Below are 21,393 nucleotides of genomic sequence, written 5' to 3'. Positions count from 1 at the left end.
TAATTGTTTTACATAAAAAAACCCGGTCAGATTATCTGACCGGGTTTTTTTATGCTATTCCTTTTTTATTATTGGAAGAAATAACGCAGACCGATCTGTGCGATCCATCGAGATGAGTTATACAATGAGTTATCCTCGATTGAATAAGCCGACTCCTTAGCAGATTTAACTGTTGGATTAAACTGATAAGTTGGAGTGTATGAATTGCCATTTTTTTGCAAACCTGCTGAGGTTAACAAAGTATAGCTATCGTTTGACAGGTAATAAACCCTACCCCATTTTTTGTTAAGCATATTGGTGAAATTGTTAACATCAAATGAAATGGCGAAGTTTTGTTTTGTTCTGCCAGCTTTAATAAAGAATCTTTGCTCAAAGTGAAGATCAACTATATTGGTGAAAGGTAAACGGCCACCATTTCTTTGTGCAAAACCACCACGGTGTTTGCTTAAATAAGCATCGTTATTGATGAAAGCATCAAAAGCTGCTGCCTGTTCTGCCGGGGTGTAAGTAGTACCGCTAACAGTAAGAGGTATAAATGTTAACTCGCTTGCTGCTCTCGGAATGTAGATCAAGTCGTTTGAGCTTGATGTACCGTCATCATTGATGATACTGTTTTTGTAAACATAAGAGAACCTGTTACCAGATTGTCCGTAATAGTTTAAGCCAATGGTAGTACCACCAAATTTAAACCAGTTATGAGAATAAGAAATAACACCTGTTATACGACTTCCGAAATCGAAATCTGAATATGACAAAGGCAGGTTATTTTTACCATACGCTGATTCATTATATCTCCATTGAGATGAGTTTTGCGAGCTGGTTACATCATTAATAACTTTTGCTCTGTTGAACGCATATGATGCGGTTAAGTTTAACCCATTATCAAACCTTTTGTTTAATAATGCTGATAAGGTGTAGGCATATCCTTTACGGCCACCATTAGCTAACAAATAAACGTTACTGCTATATGGGTTTTGTATACCAGCTTTTGTAGGGTCCAAATCAATTTTTACCGGTTGGCTACCTGTTGCATTATAAACCGGACGGGAACCCGGGCCTGCTGTATAGATAGTTGGAGGTACAATGTTTACATTGTAATAGGATACCTGGTTAATATTGCGTGTGTAATCACCTTCTAAAGTAGCTGTTACACCGCCAGGTAATTTTTGATCAAGAGCCAGGTTAAACTTCATCACCTTTGGAAGCTTAAAGTTCTTAGCAACTAAGTCAAGCTCACCAGATGGAACACTTAAAGTTTGACCAAAATCAGAAGCTACGTATTGGTTGTTAACATCGGGCTGGAATGGAAGCGGTGAACCATTAAGTAAAACATGGCCTCCTGTTGAAGCAGGGTTAACACCACCAATAATTACACCACTGTTTGAGTAAATACCTCCCGGCCATACCGCTGGAAGACGTCCTTGAAATACACCGATACCACCACGCAGTTGGGTGTTTCTATCGCCATCGACGTCATAGTTAAACGCAACACGCGGAGATAATGAAATGTATGATTTTGGAAGCTGACCTGAACGGGCACCTTGAAGATCATAATACTGACTTATAACCGATGCAGCTGTATTATTGAAATAATCATCTACAAAGCTTTTAGTTGGGAAACCGGTTAAATCAGCACGCAAACCTAATGATAAGGTAAACCGATCAGTTACTTCGTATTTATCCTGAAGGGCCAAACCTACACGATAAGTATTGAATTTAGCTGCAGCGGCTGAACCGTCACCAGCTATATTATCAACCAAAGAATAAGAGTGATTGTAAGTTCTCGGACCAGCATCATTCATGAAGTCGGCCAGGCTGCTGTAAACATAAGAACCATAAGCCTGACGGATGAATAAGTTGTAGAACTTATTGTACTCGCCATCCTCTATTAAAGAGAAGGTGTGTTTACCTGCGTAATATTTAGTTTCGTTAATAATATTATAGATACTTTGTTTTAGCTGGTTAGCACTTGAATATGCTTCTGTACCGAAATATATATTTTGTGACGAACCGTCATAAATCTGTACTGAAGGGAAAGAACTACCTAAACCGTTACGGTTATCGCTAACGTTTGAATAGGTAAACAAAAAGTTGTTGGAATACTTGTTGTTGAATGTAGTTTTTAACTCAGCAGTTAACTGGTTGGTTTTGTTAGGATACAATACACCATCGTTATAAAAGTTGATAACGTTTTTAGAGCTTGCACTTGTACTGATGTTATTTGCATTGTTGTAATTATCTGAAATAGTTAAATGATTTTTATCATTTATGTTCCAGTCTAACTTTGCAGTAAAAGCTTTCCTGTCAATTGTAGCTACGTTATTCAGGTAACCGCCTGCATCATAGCCATAAGCGCTTTTTAAATAATCAGAAAGTCCTTGAAGGTCTGCCTGTGATGAGTTACCTGTATAATCAGCAAAATTAAACGGTTTTGGATTCTGATTTTTTTGGATCTCACCGGTTACGAATAAGAATAACTTATCTTTAACAATAGGTCCGCCTAAATTTAATGTGTAATATTTAGTGGTAAAATCAGACAATTTTACACGTTCAACATCAGGATTATCAGTAGGAGTTTTCCCTGCTAAATTCTGATTACGGAAATAATATGAAAAGCCACCTTGAAATGTATTAGTACCTGATTTAGTTACCGCATTTATTGAACCGCCGGTAAAACCATTGTACCTGATATCAAAAGGAGTTACATTAATCTGGAATTGCTCTATCGCATCAACAGAGATAGGAGTAACACTTGACTGACCTCCGTTTGTACCTGAAGCAGCTAAACCAAAAACATCATTTGCAGGCGCACCATTGATATTTATGGAGTTGTAACGATTGTTTTGGCCGGCAATTGATATACCGCCGTTAAAATCAACACGTGCTTGTGGTGTTAAACGTAAATAATCTGTAATGTTGCGGTTCACTACCGGAGTGCTCGCTAATCTGGAAGAATCAAGTGTGGTGGTGGTGTTTAAGCGATCCTTATTAAATAAGGCGCTTCTGTTGCCTTTAACCACAACTTCTGAAAGCTGATTTGAAGACTCCAATAATGTAAAATCAACTTTTTTGTTTTCGCCCAGTACTGTCATAATACCTTCTTGCTTTACGGTACCGTAACCAATAAAGCTTACGGTGATTACGTAAGGGCCGCCAACGTTAACGTTAGCGATGTTGTAACGACCGTCGGATTGTGTTACAGTTGAGTATTTAGTGCCAGTTGGCGTGTGCACGGCTACTACCGTTGCGCCGGGTACTCCCCCTTGTTTGTCTTTAACAACTCCGCTTACCGAAGATGTTGTAATTTGCGCCTGTACTCCTAAGCTTGTTACCAGGAATAAGACAAGAATGAGTAAAAAGTTCCTCATGTTTTGCTTTTTTAGTTTAACCGTTATGTGATTTAAATTTGCGACAAATATAAATATTACTGCTTGCTCCAATATTAAATTAGTGTTAACAAACAATATATATTTATCAACATTTTTACTGCAAAACAGCTAAAAATGAAATTTTGATGAATTTTTAATGAAATATTTGCATTAATAATTGAGATTTTGAATATGCGTTTGCACATGTTTTATTTAAAAACACCAAAACAACTTAGCACACAACCACATTCTGCGTTCTTCAATTCTCCTCTTTTTAATTAGCTTTGCATATAAATTTTAAAAACGAGATATAAGTATATGGACTACGATTTAATTGTTATAGGTTCAGGCCCGGGCGGCTACGTGGCTGCTATTCGTGCATCACAACTTGGCTTAAAAACAGCTATAGTTGAAAAAGAATCTCTCGGAGGAATTTGCCTTAACTGGGGATGTATACCCACCAAAGCATTATTAAAAAGTGCGCAGGTATTTGAATATTTAAATCATGCTGCTGATTATGGTATAAAAACCCAGGGCGGCGAAGTTGATTTTGAAGCGGTTATTAAAAGAAGCCGTGGAGTTGCTGATGGCATGAGCAAGGGTGTTCAGTTCCTGATGAAAAAAAATAAGATAGATGTTATTATAGGTACTGGCAGCTTAAAAAGCAAGGGCACCGTTACAGTTAAAATAGCAGATGGTACAACAAAAGACTTTACCGCAAAGAGCATTATACTGGCAACAGGCGGCCGCTCCCGCGAGTTACCTAACCTTAAACAGGATGGTAAAAAAATTATAGGTTATCGCCAGGCTATGGTTATGCCCAAACAGCCAAAATCAATGGTTGTAGTAGGTTCGGGAGCTATAGGTATCGAGTTCGCGTATTTTTATAATGCTATAGGCACTAAAGTAACCGTAGTTGAATATCTTGATAATATTGTACCTCTTGAGGATGAGGAAATATCAAAAGGACTTTTCCGCATATTAAAAAAGCAGGGAATAAACATCATGACAGGTTCAACTGTTGAATCTGTTGATACTAATGGGGATGGTTGTCGTGTAAATGTTAAAACAGCTAACGGAAACATTGTTTTGGAAGCTGAAGTTGTTTTATCTGCAATTGGCATTTCAACAAATATTGAAGGCATTGGTCTTGAAGAAAATGGCGTTAAAACCGATAAAGGCAAGGTGCTGGTTGATGATTACTATCAGACAAATGTAGAAGGAGTATATGCCATCGGCGATATAGTGAAGGGCCAGGCTCTGGCGCATGTGGCATCCGCCGAGGGAATAATTTGTGTAGAGAAAATAGCGGGTCAAAACCCGGAACCGTTAAATTATAATAATATCCCCGGCTGTACCTATTGTATGCCTGAGGTTGCCTCGGTTGGTTATACTGAAAAAGCAGCAAAGGAAGCAGGTTACGAATTGAAAGTAGGCAAGTTTCCGTTCTCCGCATCGGGCAAAGCCAGCGCCGCCGGTGCCAAAGAGGGCTTTGTAAAACTAATATTTGATGCTAAGTACGGAGAGTTTTTAGGAGCGCACATGCTTGGCCATAATGTTACAGAAATGATAGCAGAAGTGGTTACAGCACGCAAACTGGAAACTACCGGTCATGAGATCATCAAGTCGGTACACCCGCACCCTACCATGAGTGAAGCAGTGATGGAAGCTGCCGCCGATGCATACGGAGAGGTAATACATTTATAGTAATACGGATTTAAATAAAAGCAAAAAGCCGTTCCTTTGGGTACGGCTTTTTGCTTTTATCAACAGTTTGATTTTTATTTGGTGTACTGCCCATCTAAAAACAGATACCTGCTTCTAAGTTGTTCGCTTTCGGCTTCCAGTTTAGTATTTACATTTATATTTATAAACTTAACCGGACTACCCTTGATATTTGCAGACCATTTAGGCAAACCCTTACCATTAGGATTCCCTGTTTTTATAAAATTGGCAAAATAGCTTTCCATTATTTCCGACACCTTGAAATCTTCAGGTTTCCAGTCGTATACTTCGTTTGATGCTAAGTTACCCATAGCATATTCTATTTCCGATGCATGTGCCGCACCTACCATTGGTGCAGGAGCTTTATTAACGGGTTTAGCAGCGTCTGTATTTTTGGTTACCCCGCCTGCCAGGCCAGCTGTAGCGTTACCCATTTTTGCGGTCATTGGCGGCCGTGGTTTCGAGAACATATACCGATAAACCGGCTCACCACTCGTTTGTGCATGCAAGTCGGCCCACTTCCACGTACTGTAAACTATAAATCGGTCGCTGGCTAATTCAGTTGCTGATTTTATAATCTCTTCCTGAGAATTTCCCGGGTATAACTTTAAAACCTCCTCTGCATTATCACCGTAAAACATTTTTAATTGTTTCAGATAATTTTCCGACGTTGGCGCATTACCGTACATAAGAGCCTGATAAGGTATCTCTGCAGAATTCCATCCTACCAGTAATGGCACATGAGCTTGCTTGCCTTCCGCAAATAGATCTGCAGGTTTTTCCGGCAGGAAATAATTATCTATGGTTGTTGACATGGGCGGCGTGCCTTGTTTTGAGGCATCGTCCAATAATTCTTTAGCGGGGATAGCCCTCAATTCAGCCAGGGTTTTAGCTCCAATTTTATCACCAAACTTTACACCGTTATCTTCTCCTACTTTTAATGGTACCGGAGCAAGTGTAGGGTTTATCATAGCACCACTCTCGCCTATTGCACCTGCAATTAAATTTTTCGATAATGGTGATACCATTTGGGCGGATACCGCAATAGAACCCGCTGATTCCCCGGCTATAGTAACCCTTTTTGGGTCGCCGCCAAAAGCTGCGATATTTTGCTGAACCCAACGCAAAGCGGCATTCTGATCTAACAATCCGTAGTTACCGGATGAATGATGCGGAGATTCCGCGCTCAGTTCAGGATGCGCCATAAAACCGAAAACACCCAAACGGTAATTTACTGTAATAGCTACTATACCTCTTTTGGCCATGCTTTCGCCATCATACCTTGACTCCGATCCGTCACCCGCCACAAAACCGCCACCATAAAAATACACCAGCACAGGCACCTTTGCTCCGGCTGATTTAGCAGGTGTCCATACGTTCAGATACAAACAATCTTCACTCATCCCCGCTGACCTGAACATCATATCACCAAAAACATTCTTTTGCATTGGATTATTGCCAAATTTGTCTGTCTTTAACACTCCGGTCCAGTTTTTAACCGGTTGCGGATCTTTCCAACGCAGCTCACCCACCGGCGGTTGCGCAAAAGGTATTCCTTTAAAGCTTTTTATACCCGATGCCTCTACCCTCCCTTCAATAGTACCGTTTACCGTTTTTATCTGCGGGCCATTTTGCGCAAATGCAGCTATACAAGCCATTTGTATTAATAAATAAAAGGTTAGTTTTTTCATTTTTCTTCAGGAGTAATTGGTTTAAAATTTACAATGATGATTTATTGTATCATTATGTTACAATAATAGTTCGTAATATTGGAATTAACAAATTTTTTGTTAATTGCCTGACTGTTAAAATGACTGATAAAAAAACAATAAAAGTAGAGACGACGTTTTCAGGTGCAGGATACATACCTAACCTGGCAATTGATGTGGTAATATTTGGCTTCCACGACAAACAGTTAAAGGTATTGTTAATGAAATACAACCGAACTGAATTTTATGCCTTACCCGGAGGATTTATAAAAAATAATGAAAATTTAGATACAGCCGCTATGAGGGTAGCATTGGAAAGAACAGGGCTGACCGATGTATTTCTTGAGCAATTTTATGTTTTCGGGGATATTAACAGATACGATCCCACTCCTTTTGCGGCGATAATGGAAGCTAATGACACTAAACCAGATAAAGATCATTTTCTTTTACAGCGATTTATAAGCATCGGCTACTTTGCTTTGGTTGATTTTACAAAGGTTACACCCACCCCAGATAAATTATTTGATAGTTGCAATTGGTATGAACTGAATGCTATGCCAGCCCTAATACAAGATCATACATCAATTATTAATAAAGCATTGGAGACATTGCGGGCAAAACTGGACGATAAACTGATAGGTTTTAACCTGCTTGAAGAAAACTTCACAATGGGTGAATTACAAAACTTATATGAAACTATATTAGACAAAAAACTACTTCGTCCGGCATTTCAGCGGAAGATATTAGCTCTCGGAATTTTAGAGCGTATCGCGAAGAAATATAGCGGGGCTGCGCATAAGGCACCTTATTTATACCGGTTTGTGTCAAAGTGACATTAGTACTAATTGATTTGTTTATGTAACTTTGTGAATAATAAATATAAATGCTCTCTAAAAAAACTAAATACGCCATAAAAGCCCTGGTACTCCTGGGCAAACACATGGATAAACCGCCCATGCAAATTTCCAGGATAGCAGAACTGGAGCGTATACCAAAAAAATTCCTTGAGCAAATATTACTTGATCTGCGCAATGCTGGCTTTTTATACAGTAAAAAGGGGGCAGGTGGAGGCTACAGTCTAAATAAAGACCCAAAAGAAATTTTTCTGGTAAATATTATGCGTATTACTGACGGGCCAATAGCCATGGTGCCGTGTGCCAGTTTAAATTTCTATCACAGATGTGACGAATGTCCACATGAAAATACTTGTGGTATCAGAGATGTTTTTATTGACGTGCGTGATGCTACTCTAAAAATATTGACAGAAACCAGCATTGCCAATATTATAGCCCGTGAAGACACGCTGATAAATAATTAGCTATTAGCTGTCAAACTTATCTAAAAGCTTTATCAGTGTTTCAAAATCCTTAGGATATGGAGCCTGTATGGTAATTATTTCGCCGTTTAAAAGGGCGAATGTCACCTCAAATGCATGTAAGGCAAAACGCTTCATTATTGGCAGTTCTTCCTGATCTTTCCCTAAGTGATATTTACGTTTCAATTTTGAAAGGAAAACCGGTTGCCCCTTGTACATCTCATCTCCGGCTATAGACGCACGCTGTGTAGCCAGGTGAATCCGGATCTGATGCATACGCCCCGTTACGGGTCTGCATTCAACCAAAGTATAATGTTTAAAATACTTTAAGGATTGGAACCATGTTTCGGCACGTTTGCCTTCCTGCCGGCTTATTGTAACGCTGCTTTTACCTACATTTAGTATAGGAAGATCAATTAATAATTCATCAAATACATGCGTTCCGTCAATAACCGCATGGTACACCTTTTTCACTTTTCTACGTTCGAATTGCATAGATACAGAGCGGTATGCCTCTGGAGTTTTAGCGATGATGAGTGAGCCGGAAGTTTCCTTATCTAAACGATGACATATTTGCGCATCGGGCCAATAATTTTTCGCCATTCGCAAAATATTGATCTCGCCTCCCTCCCGTTCATCTAACGAACTAATGAAAGGTGGCTTATTAACAACAATGACATCATCATTCTCAAATAATATAAGATCAGCAAACTTAGGTATCTTCATAATCAAGTATAGCCTGCAAAAATAAGCTTATTAAATTAAACCAGGTATATAAATGCGAATAGCTGCAACTGGTAAAAAAACAATATCAATTATTGTTGGTTAAATACCTTGAAAATCAACAACTAAACAAACCTGAAATAACATGACAAAAAGAAAATCAGAACCTGTAGAAAAAGGTTTTTTTGAAAAGATCAAGGAAACCATTGAAGAATTTTGGGACGGCACAAAAGATACTGCTGAGGACCTGAAAGATAAAGCGGAAGATAAAATTGAAGATATAAAAGAGTCGGTAACCGCTACTAAAAAAGCCACTGCCAAAAAAGCAACAGCAACCAAAAACACTGTTGTTAAGAAAGCGGATACAGCTAAACAAACTGCTGAGAAAAAAGCAAAAGCAACTACTGCTAAAGCTGAGAAGGAAGCTAAAGAAATTAAGGAAAAAGCAGCCGGTAAAGCCAAGGCGATAACTACAAAAGCAAAAGCGGAAACATCAACTGCAAAAAAAGCTGCTACTGCTGTTAAAACTAATGCAGCAGCAAAATCAAAAGCGGTGACTGAAAAAGCTAAGACCACCGCTGCAACTGTTAAAAAAGAGGCTGCTACTAAAACTGCTAAGGCTGCTACAACCGTTAAAAAGAAAGCCGAAGCTGCTAAAAAATCATAATTTATTATTTTAAATCCATATTATAAACAAAAAACCCTTGCTGAAATCAGCAAGGGTTTTTTGTTATTATATTCTATTTGATTATAAGAACGCGTAAGCTACACGTAAACCTACAAGGCCGTAGTTATTATCCTGACCTGAGAAGTTTTCGTAACGTACACCTACATCCCATCCTGAATCAGATGCATAACCAATTCCCGGAGATAAGATAAGTTTAGTGTCTTTTGCATACTGGGTCTCAAATCCAGCACCTGCTTCGGCACTTATATACCAGCTTGGTGCGTAGAATATTTTAACACCTGCTTTTACAGGAACCATCCCCTGATCTTTAGGATCGGCTGTATAGGTTACTCCACCAAAAGATGTACTCGCATTTTTTGAGAAGAAATTGTAGTAACCCGAGGTAAGCATTAACGATACATTACTTTTAATATCGTATTGTAAACGTGCGGTACCACCTAAAGAAAAATTTGAAAAATCATGCAGATTACCTGTTGGTACTCCGGCTTCTAACCCAATTCCTAAACGTACTCTGTTTTGTGAATCGCCTCCGGCGTTTTGCGCCTTAACATTTGTTCCGAAAAATAGAGCGACAGCGGTAAAAGCTGTGGCTATTAATTTTGTTGTTGTTTTCATCGTTGTGTTTTTATTTAAACAATTTATTAATTGTAATATCCCCCACATTACAAATACTCTGCCATTTTAACTAAAATGCCCATATATGTCTGTTAAATGACTATTTATTATTGAAGATGGAGCGACAAAAAATTTATTAATTACTGATAATCAGTTAATTTTTTTACCGAAACAGAAAAAAGGTCAGTTTGAATAATTTTGTACTGATTATTATAAATCATGTAAAGATTATGTTCAATTTATATTAACGTTATGTAAAAATGGACTACTTTAATAACATTTTTCAAGTCATAATACTATACGCATCCTATGCCGCAGTATTATCTCAGACGGCCTTTTATAAAAAAAGCCCCTATCGGGGCTTTTTAATTTGTTATATCTCCGGATCCTGATCCGGGTCAGGAACGTAATGCGCTTCCAAATCGGCAAGTTTCTTTTTGCCATATGATGCCTTTGTTATGATATAAAATAACACAGGAACTATAAATATAGCTAACGACGTTGCCGTTAACATTCCACCAAATACCGTCCAGCCGATAGTTTTCCTGGCTTCAGCACCCGCACCCGACGCAAATAATAATGGCGTTACGCCTAATATAAATGCCAGCGAGGTCATGATGATTGGCCTGAGCCTAAGTCGTACGGCTTCTAAAGTAGCTTTCTCTAATTCCATTCCCCTGTCAACACGCTCCTTAGCAAATTCCACAATTAATATGGCATTTTTAGCTGCCAAACCTATCAGCGTTATTAAACCAATCTGTGCATAAACGTTATTTGATAATTTTGGCCAGAAGGATAAAAACAGTATCGCTCCAAACGCACCCAACGGCACAGCTAATAACACTGAAAACGGTACTGACCAACTTTCATATAAAGCTGCCAGAAACAAAAACACAAACGCAACTGATAAAGCAAATATGTATATGGTTTTTGAGCCTGATAAAAGCTCTTCACGGCTTAGGCCGGAAAATTCATACCCGTAACCTTGCGGTAATGTTTTGGCGGCAACCTCTCTTAAGGCGGTTATGGCATCACCACTACTATAACCAGGATTTGTACTACCGTTTATTTCGGCAGAACGGAAAAGGTTATAATGCGATATAAGCGGTGCATTTTCTATTAACTTATATGATGTTAGTGTGCTTAACGGAACCATGCTCCCTGATGAATTGCGCACAAAATACTGACCAATATTTTGAATGCTCGTTCTGTAGTTGGTATCAGCCTGCTCAACAACCCTGAAATTACGACCATATATAGTAAAATCATTCACATACGAGCTTCCCATATAAGTTTGCAGCGCATTATTAACGTCTGATATTTTTACACCGAGTTTTTTAGCCTTTTCCCGGTCAATAGTTAACTGATAAGCGGGTGTATGCGCCGTAAAAAACGAGAACGCTTTTGCTATTTCAGGCCGCTTATTAACCTCGGCGGTAAAATTTTGCAACACTTTTTCAAAGTTTTTAATATCGCCGCCGGCTTCTTTTTCCTGCAATACAAACGAAAAACCACCTGTGTTACCCAAACCCGGGATAGCCGGAGGAGATATTACTACTACATTGGCTTCCTTATATCTTGCAAGCTTTTTCTGTATAGTAGCTATTACACCCTGTAATTTGTCTTTGTCATCGGTACGCTCATCCCAGGGTTTTAATTGTACGAATATAGTAGCGCTGTTAGATTTGGTTGCAAAGTTAACAGCGTTTAAGCCACCTAAAGCGGCATAATGATTTACCGCAGGTATGCTGTCGAGCGTTTTCATCATATCATGCAAAACGGCAACAGTTCTTTCAGTAGATGAACCCTCGGGCAGATCGTAAGTTACATATACACGACCTTCATCTTCAAGAGGAATAAAACCGGTTGGTTTACCTTTAAATAACAGTAACGTTCCTACAACTATGCATACTAATATAATCACTACAAACTTGGAATGCTTAATTCCCCTGTCGACACTATTACGGTAGCGGCCGGTTACCTTATCAAACCATGTATTAAACTTATAAAAGAAACGGTTGAGACCGGATGAATGATCGTCTATCTTATGCGGCCTTAACAACAGTGTACATAGCGCAGGGGTAAGTGATAGTGCAACAAACGCGGAAATTAATACTGATATAGCAATAGTTATTGCAAACTGCTGATACAAACGCCCTACTATACCCGGTACAAAACCAACCGGAACAAAAACAGCGGCTAATATCAACGCAATGGCTATTACCGGTGCTGATATATCGCGCATGGCATGTTCAGTAGCTTCCCGTGGAGACATTCCTTTTTCATCCATATAATGCTGCACCGCTTCAACCACCACTATGGCATCATCAACCACAATACCAATTGCCAACACAAAACCGAAAAGCGTAAGTGTATTTATTGTAAAATGGAGTGGTATAAAAAATATGAACGTACCTACAATTGATACCGGAATGGCTAATACAGGAATTAGCGTTGTGCGCCAGTTTTGTAAAAACAGAAACACCACTACAATAACCAGCCCCAAGGCTATAAGCAGTGTTTCGATCACCTCTTTAAGAGATACTTTCACCACGGTAACCGACTCAAACGGTACTATGTAATTGATATCAGCAGGAAAGGTCTTTTTTAACTGCTCCATTGTAGCAGTGACATTTGCAGCAGTTTCAATAGCGTTACTACCCGGTGCCTGATATATTAAAAGGTATGAAGCTCTTTTCCCATCAACAAATGAATTACCCGCGTAGTTAAATTTACCCAATTCAACTCGGGCCACGTCTTTTAAATGTACAATGGCGCCTGTTTCAGGTACAGTTTTTACTACAATATCCTCAAACTGTGAAGGATCGGTAAGCCTGCCTTTTACCAGCACTGTATATTCAAACGTTTGCCCCTTCATTTGCGGGGTGGAACCTACCGTACCTGCAGCAACCTGTGCGTTTTGTTCCTGCAATGCGGCTGTAACATCAGCCGCTGTCATATTAAGTGCGGCTAACTTATCCGGTTTAAGCCATATACGCATACTAAAATCATCCGCACGGGTAAAAACGTCTCCTACACCTTTTGTGCGTAAAAGAGCATCCTTTATAAAAACGTTGGTATAATTATCAACAAAGGTTACATCATGACTGCCTTTTGGCGAAAACATGGCCACCAGCATTAATATACTGGGGTTACGTTTACGCACTATCATACCCAGGCGCTGTACCTCCTGTGGCAGTGTTGGCAGCGCAATACCTACCCTGTTCTGAACATCAAGAGCAGCTATGTTAATATCGGTACCTACTTCAAAGTTTACCGTCATGCTCATCTGGCCGTTACTTGTACTGTTACTTTGCAGGTAAGTCATTCCGGGGGTACCGTTTACCTGCACCTCTACAGGCGTTGCAACAGTTTGCTCTACCGTTAATGCATCAGCACCTGTGTAATTGCCGGTTACCTGAACCGTAGGCGGTGTTATTTCCGGGTATTGGCCAATAGGCAGCGTAGTTATCGCTAAAACACCTACTATTAAAATAACCAGTGATATAACAATGGCGGTTACAGGGCGGCGTATAAAAGTATCTGCGATCATTCGTTTTCTTTCTTAGTATTTAAGAATATGTATTGTCACTTACAGTTAATCTTTCAGTGTTTTATTTGACGGCACCTTGCGCCGAAGGTGGCGGACCTAATGTGATTTTACCTCCATTACGTAACCGCTGAAAGCCTTCGGTAATTACTTTCTCTCCGGTTTCAAGCCCGTTTGTTATAATTACATTACTTTGTATACGAGGTCCTAAAACAACTTTACGCTCTTCGGCAATAGTGTCCTTTGCAACAAATACAAAAAATTCACCCATTTGCTCAGTAACTGCTTTATAAGGTATTTGAATGCGATTTCCTGAATCATCATTTAAAACCTGTAAAACACAGCTCATGCCATCTTTAAGTACATCGTTGCTGTTTGGGAATTCCACCCTAACTTTTATGGTGCCGGTTTGATCGTTCACACCACGGTCGATAGCAAACAACTTACCTCCTTTACTATATATACTTCCGTCAGGAAGCTGGAGTCTGAATGTTGAATCTGTACTGTTAGACTGTATTTTATAAAATCTGTTTATATCCTGTTCGTTTACCACAATATCAACCCCAATAGGATTGCCACTTGATATGGTATTCAGTAAAGTACTACCAGGTGTAATCTGCGAGCCCAATTTAACTTGTGATATACCTATCCGGCCTGTAAAGGGGGCCTTTATAGTTGCATAGGAAAGATCTGTTGCTGCTGATGAAAGAGCAGCCTGAGCAGCCTCCACCTGGCTTTTATTAGTTTCAAATGCTGCTGTAGCCTGATCAACAGTTTGGCGGGCAACGGCATCATTTTTAAGCAGCATATTGTAACGCGCAACATCCTTTTCTGCTTTAGACAAATTTGCTTTTGCACTGGATAAGTTAGCTTTGGCCTGTTGGTAAGCATCCACATATTTGCGGCGGTCAATCTCATATAATGGCGTACCCTTGGTAACCACATCACCCTCCTTAAAAAATATTCCGGTTATAAAACCTCCAACCTGGCTCCGTAACTCAACAGAATTTAACGCAGTTACTGCGCCCTGGTAATTATCATAATAAACAGCATCAGATTTTTGAGCTGTAATAACATTTACAGGCGTAGCGGGCGGGGCCTGATCTTGTTTTTGTGTATTGTGGCATGCTGACCACATCAGTGTAGCCGTAGCGGCAATACAAAGGGTATATTTGTTTTTCATATCCATAATTACTCTACCTGTAAAGTTCCTAAAGCTTTTTCAAGATCAATTTTACTTGACAATAATTGAAATAATGCATTATAATAATTTAGTTCAGCTGTGCGCAGGTCAGATTGTGATACAATAACATCCAGATAGGTTTTAATACCCTCGCGATATTGCAGATCAACCACCTTGTAAACATCCTTTGCCAGATCAACGTTTTGGCCAATCAGCTGCCAACTGGTATAATTACTTTTATAGCTGGCTAACGCCTGTACAAATTCTGTATTTATAGCATTTCTGGTATTGATAAGATCCAGATCCAGACGTTCAATCTGTAACCGTGCCTTGCTTAAATTCTGAAGTCGCCTGGTACCCTGGAAAATAGGAAAGGTTAATGACAGGCCTGCATATGATGTTGGATATGCATTTTGATATAAGCCGGAAAACTTATCGCTGAAATAGGAAAGATTATATGCACCTATTGCCGATAAAGAAGGCAGGAAGTTCCATTTATAATAGTTCACATTCAGGTTTTGCAGATTCTTTTGCGTTTCAAGCAATCGATACTCAATACGGTTGTTATAATTTAAAAGTTGGTTAGTATCAATTACAGCCTTAGCCTGCAACATGGTGGAATCATACACCAATACCACTTGTTTTGCCGGATTCAGCCCCATCACCTGTTTAAGATAAGCCTCCTTACTTTTTATAGCTTCCTGGGTTTGTTTTAAAGTTGCAAGTGAGTTATTTAAAGCTATTGTAGCCTGTTTATAATCAGTTTTATCAACCACACCTGCCTGATACCGTGAATAAGCATCTTTTAGGCTGCGCCTTAATCTTACGATATCCTCCTTAATAATATCAAGCTGGCGTTGAGATAACAACACATCAAAAAAAGCTTTACTTACATCAGCTATCACTTCAATTTTTGTACTCTCGGTGTTCTCTTTATAAAACTGCCTGGAATATTTTGACGCTTTTGAGGCCAGTAATACATCACTATTATAAATAACCTGACTGGCCTGTACACCTAACGATGATACATTGTGCGCTATAGCCAATGACTGCTGACCAGTACCACCCGCTGAGCCTGTACTTACCACTGCTGGTCTTTGAAAATAATGCTGGTATTGATTTGTGCTGTTTACCTGGGGCAACCAATCAGATAATCCTATGCGGATATCTCTTTCATTTATCTGCTCATCAATATTAGCTTGTTTTAATATGGGCTGATTGCTTAACGCGAAATCGATACTCTGCCTTAAACTTATTGTGGCAGTGCTGGTATCAGACGGTGCTTGAGCAAAAATTAAAAAAGGAAAAAAAATCAATATATTAGATATACAAAACCAGTATATTTTTTTCATAAATTTTTAGACAACAGTAAAACAAAAAAGAAATCGTTTTCTTTATTTTTCAATAGCAATTAAGGGGAGCACGAATATGAAGTTATTATAAAACATAAAAAAATTGACAACAGAAATTTTACGCAAGGCAGATAATTGATATTATAATGTTACAATTTTTAATGTTTTTTTTGCAAATTGAAAATTAGTAACCTTGATTAAATAAAAATTTAATTAATTTGCCTGTTGAGAGTAAATGTGAACACTTATTAAAACAGTGTGAAAAAATTTACATTTCATATGCAAGTTATAAGCTTATTCATGGTATTTTTACAAAAAATTTAAGCAGTGTTAATAAATGGTTAAAAAATTACACGAGAAGATTGCTCAGTTCCAGGATGCAAATATGATCAGGGCACAGGGCCTGTATCCTTTTTTCAGGCCAATAGAGTCAGGCCAGGATACTGAAGTTATAATTAATAATCAGCGTGTTTTAATGTTTGGTTCGAATTCTTATTTAGGATTAACGAATCACCCTAAAATAAAAGAAGCCACAAAAAAAGCTATTGATAAATATGGTTCGGGTTGTGCAGGTTCAAGATTTTTGAACGGAACACTTGATATCCATATCGATCTGGAAAACCGCCTGGCTAAATATGTAGGTAAGGAATCGGCCGTATTATTCAGTACCGGGTTTCAGGTAAATCTGGGAGTACTTTCGTGCATCACAGGCCGCAATGATTATTTAATATTAGATGAATACGACCACGCTTCAATAATTGATGGTTGCCGGTTATCGTTTTCAAAAGTGATTAAGTACGCTCATAATGATATGAATGATCTGGAGCGTAAATTAAGTATCCTACCTGAAGAGGCGGTAAAAGTTGTTGTGGTTGATGGTATATTCAGCATGGAGGGTGATATTGTTAAGTTACCTCAAATTGTAGCGCTTGCTGATAAATACGGTGCAAATATAATGGTAGATGATGCGCATAGCCTGGGAGTTATAGGTGTTAATGGTTCCGGAACTGCATCACATTTTAACTTAACTGACAAAGTTGACCTTATCATGAGCACTTTCAGTAAGTCACTTGCCTCTTTGGGCGGATTTATTGCCAGCGACCATGATACGATTGATTATATTAAACACAGGGCACGATCTTTAATGTTTAGCGCCAGCATGACCCCTGGTTCAGTAGCCAGCGTATTAGCCGCACTTGATATTATTGAAGCTGAGCCTGAGCGAATTGCCAAACTATGGGATAACACCAATTATGCCGTTAAGTTATTAACTGACGAAGGTTTTGACCTTGGTGCTTCAGAGAGTCCGATATTACCTATTTATATACGCGATAATGCCAAAACATTCCAGGTAACCAATTATCTGCAAAATGCAGGTGTATTTGTAAACCCGGTAGTATCGCCGGCTGTACCTTCTGATTCATCATTACTTCGCTTTTCTTTAATGGCCACGCATACATTTGCACAAATTGAAGAGGCAGTTGATAAACTAATAGCTGCATTTAAGGTGGTTGGAGTAGATAATATAAAAGAAAAAGAAAAAATTCAAACCCCGTAAGCTACCCCTCTTACTCGCGTTGCTACAATTGAACTATAAGTCTGTAAAATGAAAGAAATTATTCCGGTTAAATCAAAAAAAGAACTTGCAGCTTTTATTGATTTTCCACATGATCTGTATAAGAATGACCCTAATTATGTACCGGAATTATTTATAGCTCAAAAAGATCTGTTAACTACACATCCTTTTCACAAGCATTCTTCCTTACAACCATTTTTAGTTTACGATGATGGAAAAATTACAGGTAGAATAGCCGCTATTTTCAATACCAATCATAACAAATTCAATAACGTTAGCGACGGCTTTTTCGGTTTTTTTGATTGTATAAATGATCAGGAAACAGCTAACCTGCTTTTTGATACAGCAGAAAAATGGGTAAAAGAAAAAGGCGCCACCAAAATTGTCGGGCCTGTTAACCCTTCAACAAACGAAACCTGCGGCTTATTAGTAAAGGGGTTTGAAAAGCCACCTGTGGTAATGATGACCTATAACCCCGCATATTATGTTGATCTGCTTGAAAATGCGGGATTAAAAAAACAAGTTGACCTGTTAGCATGGTATTGGGAAGGTGGTAATTATAATGACAAATCGTTACAATTACTGGATAAATTACAGGATAGGTTAACACGTAACAGCGGCATTACTATCCGCAAAATCAACCTTAAAAACTTTAAACAGGAAGCGGATGCCTTACGTGAAGTATATAATAAGGCATGGGATAAAAATCTGGGCTTTTTCCCGATGACCAATGATGAGTTTGATTATACCGCCAAAGATCTGAAAATGATACTTGATCCTGATTTTGCACTTGTTGCTGAACAGGATGGTAAAATTGTTGGTTTTGGAGTGGCTATACCTGATATTAACCAGATACTGCGTACTATAAAAAAAGGCAGATTATTACCAACCGGGATTTTTAAATTATTGCTTAATAAAAAGAAAATAACCGGAATAAGAATAATGCTGCTGGGCGTTATAGATGGTTACCGTAAAATGGGTATCGAAGCCTGTTTATACGGAAGTATAATAAAAGAATACCGACGCAAAGGCCTAAAATACGCCGAGGCATCCTGGACGCTTGAACATAACGACATGGTAAACCGGGCTATTGAAGCTATAGGAGGCGACCAATATAAAACTTACAGGATATACGAGAAGGAAATATGAAGGATCGGGTTTTAATAACCGGTGCCAGTGGATTTGTAGGTTACCATCTTATTGAAGAAGCACTAAAAAATAATCTGGAAGTGTATGCAGCTGTACGGAAAAGCAGCCGGATTGAGCATTTGAAAAATTTAGATATTCAATATACCTATCCTGCTTTTAATGATATAGCGGCATTAACAAGAGAAATTAAGGAGAAAAAATACGATTATATTATTCATGCTGCCGGCGCCACAAAAGCACGCTCTGCGAGTGAATATAATTTAATTAATGCTACATATACCTTTAACTTGGCCAAAGCTGCTGAAGAAGCAGGAGTGAAAAAATTTGTTTTTATAAGCAGCCTTGCAACTATAGGCGCACTAAAAAGCATAAACGGTTTAATTACTGATAATACTGCGCCTGCGCCTTTTACCGCTTACGGAAAAAGCAAGCTTTTGGCTGAAGAAAAGTTGAAATCACTAACAAAACTGAATTACACTATTTTAAGACCAACGGCAGTTTACGGCCCGCGGGATACCGATATTTTTATATTTTTAAAACAGATTGCAAAAGGTATTGAACCATATATTGGCAATATTCAGCAAAAACTTAGCTTTGTATTTGTTAAAGATTTAGCGGTAGTTAGTGTAAAAGCTCTATTTGCCCCTGAAAAAAGTACGTATAACATATCAGACGGTAATTTTTATGACAGGTATGAAATGGCTGACATAACAAAGTTTTTATTAAAAAGTAAAACCATTAAGTTTCATCTGCCTGTAAACTTTGTAAAAATAGTTGCTGCAATAGCAGGGAATATAAGTTCTTTGCGGGGCAAAGCTGCTGTTGTAAATCTTGAGAAAATAAGCGAATTAATTGCTGTTAACTGGCATTGCGATATTGAGAGGGCAAAGTCGGAATTAGGTTTTTATCCGCAATATAATTTAAAAGCGGGTTTAACCGATACTATACAATGGTATAAAGAAAATAAATGGCTTAAATAGCCCAACATTTGTACACAACAACAGAGACCGTTACTACATTACTAAACTAGCTTAGATAGCACTGTGTAACTGTTTCATTAATATTAAAATAAATTACAATAATGAAAGTCAACATTAAACCTGCCGAAGGCAAGCTTGGTATTTTGATACCAGGTTTGGGTGCGGTAGCTACAACATTAATTGCCGGCGTTGAGGCCGTAAAAAAGGGCATATCACAGCCTGTTGGATCACTTACACAAATGGGTAGCATCCGGTTAGGTAAAAGAACAGAAAATCGTCATCCTAAAATTAAAGATTTTGTACCATTAGCTAACTTAAACGATATTGTTTTTGGCGGATGGGATGTATATGAGGATAACGTATACGAGGCAGCTATGAACGCAAAAGTGCTGGAAGCCGATCTTTTGAATTCAGTAAAAGATGGCTTGGAAACTATTGTACCCATGAAGGCTGCGTTTGATAAAAACTATGCAAAAAATTTAATAGGCACCCACGTTAAACAAGGTACACGTTTAGAGCTTGCACAGGCTGTAATGGATGATATCCAAAACTTTAAAAAAGATAACGATTGCGATCGGATAGTTTTGGTATGGTGCGGTTCTACTGAAATTTATTACGAAGCTTCAGAGATACACCAGTCGCTTGCAGCATTTGAGCAAGCATTAAAAGACGATGACAAACGTATATCTCCAAGCATGATATATGCGTACGCCGCATTAAAATTAGGCATTCCGTTTGCAAACGGCGCTCCTAACCTTACTGTAGATATTCCGGCATTAATTGAACTGGCTAAAGAAACACAAACCCCTATTGCGGGTAAGGATTTTAAAACCGGGCAAACTTTAATGAAAACAGTTTTAGCGCCCGGCTTAGCTGCTCGTTCATTAGGTGTTAGAGGATGGTTCTCTACAAACATATTAGGTAACCGCGACGGTTTGGTATTAGATGATCCGGACAACTTTAAAACAAAGGAGGTTTCAAAATTAGGCGTGTTGGAAGATATTTTACGTCCGGAAGAGAACCCGGAACTATACGGAGATATCTATCACAAAATACGCATCAATTATTATCCTCCGCACGGTGATAATAAAGAGAGTTGGGATAATATCGACATATTTGGCTGGTTAGGTTATAAAATGCAGATCAAGATCAATTTCCTTTGTCGCGACTCGATATTAGCAGCACCTATTGCGCTGGATCTTGCATTGTTTTGCGACATGGCTAAACGTGCAAATATGAGCGGAGTACAAGAGTGGTTATCATTCTATTTAAAATCACCGCAAACTGCACCTGGTTTACCTGCAGAAAATGACATATTTAAACAGTTAATTAAACTGGAGAACACCTTACGTTATTTAATGGGCGAAGATCTGATCACACATCTCGGCCTTGACTACTACGAAGACATGTTCGCTGGCGAATAAAAATCAACTTACATACAAAGCTGGCTATTAGTTTTT

Annotated in this window: 15 protein-coding genes; 8 read left to right on the top strand and 7 right to left on the bottom strand. The window is 38.6% G+C overall.

From position 1 onward, the window contains the following. Nucleotides 1-68: 68 nt before the first annotated feature. The gene (locus tag I5M19_RS05645; RefSeq protein ID WP_200065140.1) at nt 69-3,368 is read right to left on the bottom strand and encodes a TonB-dependent receptor; all 3,300 of its coding nucleotides are present in this window, start codon (nt 3,366-3,368) and stop codon (nt 69-71) included. 318 nt (nt 3,369-3,686) lie between these two features. On the opposite strand from I5M19_RS05645, the gene lpdA reads away from it, so the two are divergent. Beyond that, nucleotides 3,687-5,075, top strand: a complete 1,389-nt coding sequence (gene lpdA, locus I5M19_RS05640) for a dihydrolipoyl dehydrogenase (RefSeq protein ID WP_200065137.1) — start codon at nt 3,687-3,689, stop codon at nt 5,073-5,075. A 74-nt stretch (nt 5,076-5,149) separates the two neighbouring features. Here lpdA and I5M19_RS05635 read toward each other — a convergent pair whose 3' ends face one another. Further along, nucleotides 5,150-6,784, bottom strand: a complete 1,635-nt coding sequence (locus I5M19_RS05635) for a carboxylesterase/lipase family protein (protein ID WP_200065134.1) — start codon at nt 6,782-6,784, stop codon at nt 5,150-5,152. Nucleotides 6,785-6,903: 119 nt separating this feature from the next. Here I5M19_RS05635 and I5M19_RS05630 point away from each other — a divergent pair, with 119 nt between their 5' ends. Both I5M19_RS05630 and I5M19_RS05625 read left to right on the top strand, forming a co-directional pair. Further along, nucleotides 6,904-7,635 (top strand): NUDIX hydrolase, encoded by a 732-nt coding sequence (locus I5M19_RS05630; RefSeq protein ID WP_200065130.1) that lies wholly within the window; start codon nt 6,904-6,906, stop codon nt 7,633-7,635. Nucleotides 7,636-7,685: 50 nt separating this feature from the next. Next, nucleotides 7,686-8,120, top strand: a complete 435-nt coding sequence (locus I5M19_RS05625) for an RrF2 family transcriptional regulator (RefSeq protein ID WP_200065127.1) — start codon at nt 7,686-7,688, stop codon at nt 8,118-8,120. 3 nt (nt 8,121-8,123) lie between these two features. Here I5M19_RS05625 and I5M19_RS05620 read toward each other — a convergent pair whose 3' ends face one another. Beyond that, nucleotides 8,124-8,843 (bottom strand): RluA family pseudouridine synthase, encoded by a 720-nt coding sequence (locus I5M19_RS05620; protein ID WP_200065124.1) that lies wholly within the window; start codon nt 8,841-8,843, stop codon nt 8,124-8,126. A 142-nt stretch (nt 8,844-8,985) separates the two neighbouring features. On the opposite strand from I5M19_RS05620, the gene I5M19_RS05615 reads away from it, so the two are divergent. After that, the gene (locus I5M19_RS05615; RefSeq protein ID WP_200065121.1) at nt 8,986-9,507 is read left to right on the top strand and encodes a hypothetical protein; all 522 of its coding nucleotides are present in this window, start codon (nt 8,986-8,988) and stop codon (nt 9,505-9,507) included. An 81-nt stretch (nt 9,508-9,588) separates the two neighbouring features. Here the strand turns inward: I5M19_RS05615 and I5M19_RS05610 are convergent, their stop codons facing one another. From I5M19_RS05610 to I5M19_RS05595, 4 genes are all read right to left on the bottom strand, one after another. After that, nucleotides 9,589-10,143 carry an outer membrane beta-barrel protein gene (locus tag I5M19_RS05610; RefSeq protein WP_200065118.1) on the bottom strand — a complete coding sequence of 185 codons (555 nt, stop codon included), beginning with the start codon at nt 10,141-10,143 and terminating at the stop codon, nt 9,589-9,591. A 373-nt stretch (nt 10,144-10,516) separates the two neighbouring features. Beyond that, complete coding sequence (locus tag I5M19_RS05605; RefSeq protein WP_200065115.1) at nt 10,517-13,696, bottom strand: efflux RND transporter permease subunit; 3,180 nt, start codon at nt 13,694-13,696, stop codon at nt 10,517-10,519. Nucleotides 13,697-13,757: 61 nt separating this feature from the next. After that, the gene (locus I5M19_RS05600) at nt 13,758-14,876 is read right to left on the bottom strand and encodes an efflux RND transporter periplasmic adaptor subunit (protein ID WP_200065112.1); all 1,119 of its coding nucleotides are present in this window, start codon (nt 14,874-14,876) and stop codon (nt 13,758-13,760) included. 8 nt (nt 14,877-14,884) lie between these two features. Next, nucleotides 14,885-16,228 carry a TolC family protein gene (locus I5M19_RS05595; RefSeq protein WP_200065110.1) on the bottom strand — a complete coding sequence of 448 codons (1,344 nt, stop codon included), beginning with the start codon at nt 16,226-16,228 and terminating at the stop codon, nt 14,885-14,887. A 337-nt stretch (nt 16,229-16,565) separates the two neighbouring features. On the opposite strand from I5M19_RS05595, the gene spt reads away from it, so the two are divergent. The 4 genes from spt (at nt 16,566) to I5M19_RS05575 (ending at nt 21,357) form a co-directional block, all read left to right on the top strand. After that, a complete protein-coding gene (spt, locus tag I5M19_RS05590) occupies nt 16,566-17,786 on the top strand; it encodes a serine palmitoyltransferase (protein ID WP_200065108.1) in 1,221 nt (406 codons plus the stop codon). Between the two features lie 48 nt (nt 17,787-17,834). Further along, a complete protein-coding gene (locus I5M19_RS05585) occupies nt 17,835-18,953 on the top strand; it encodes a GNAT family N-acetyltransferase (RefSeq protein ID WP_200065105.1) in 1,119 nt (372 codons plus the stop codon). Beyond that, entirely contained in the window at nt 18,950-19,933 is a 984-nt protein-coding gene (locus I5M19_RS05580; RefSeq protein WP_200065101.1) for an NAD-dependent epimerase/dehydratase family protein, read from the top strand. The genes I5M19_RS05585 and I5M19_RS05580 overlap by 4 nt, the downstream gene beginning before the upstream one ends. A 101-nt stretch (nt 19,934-20,034) precedes the next feature. After that, complete coding sequence (locus I5M19_RS05575; RefSeq protein WP_200065098.1) at nt 20,035-21,357, top strand: inositol-3-phosphate synthase; 1,323 nt, start codon at nt 20,035-20,037, stop codon at nt 21,355-21,357. Nucleotides 21,358-21,393: the final 36 nt, after the last annotated feature.

The sequence above is a fragment of the Mucilaginibacter segetis genome, from assembly GCF_016522075.1.
GTDB lineage: Bacteria > Bacteroidota > Bacteroidia > Sphingobacteriales > Sphingobacteriaceae > Mucilaginibacter > Mucilaginibacter segetis.
Note: the sequence above shows the minus strand (reverse complement) of the source record. Positions and strands in the feature narration are given on the sequence as shown.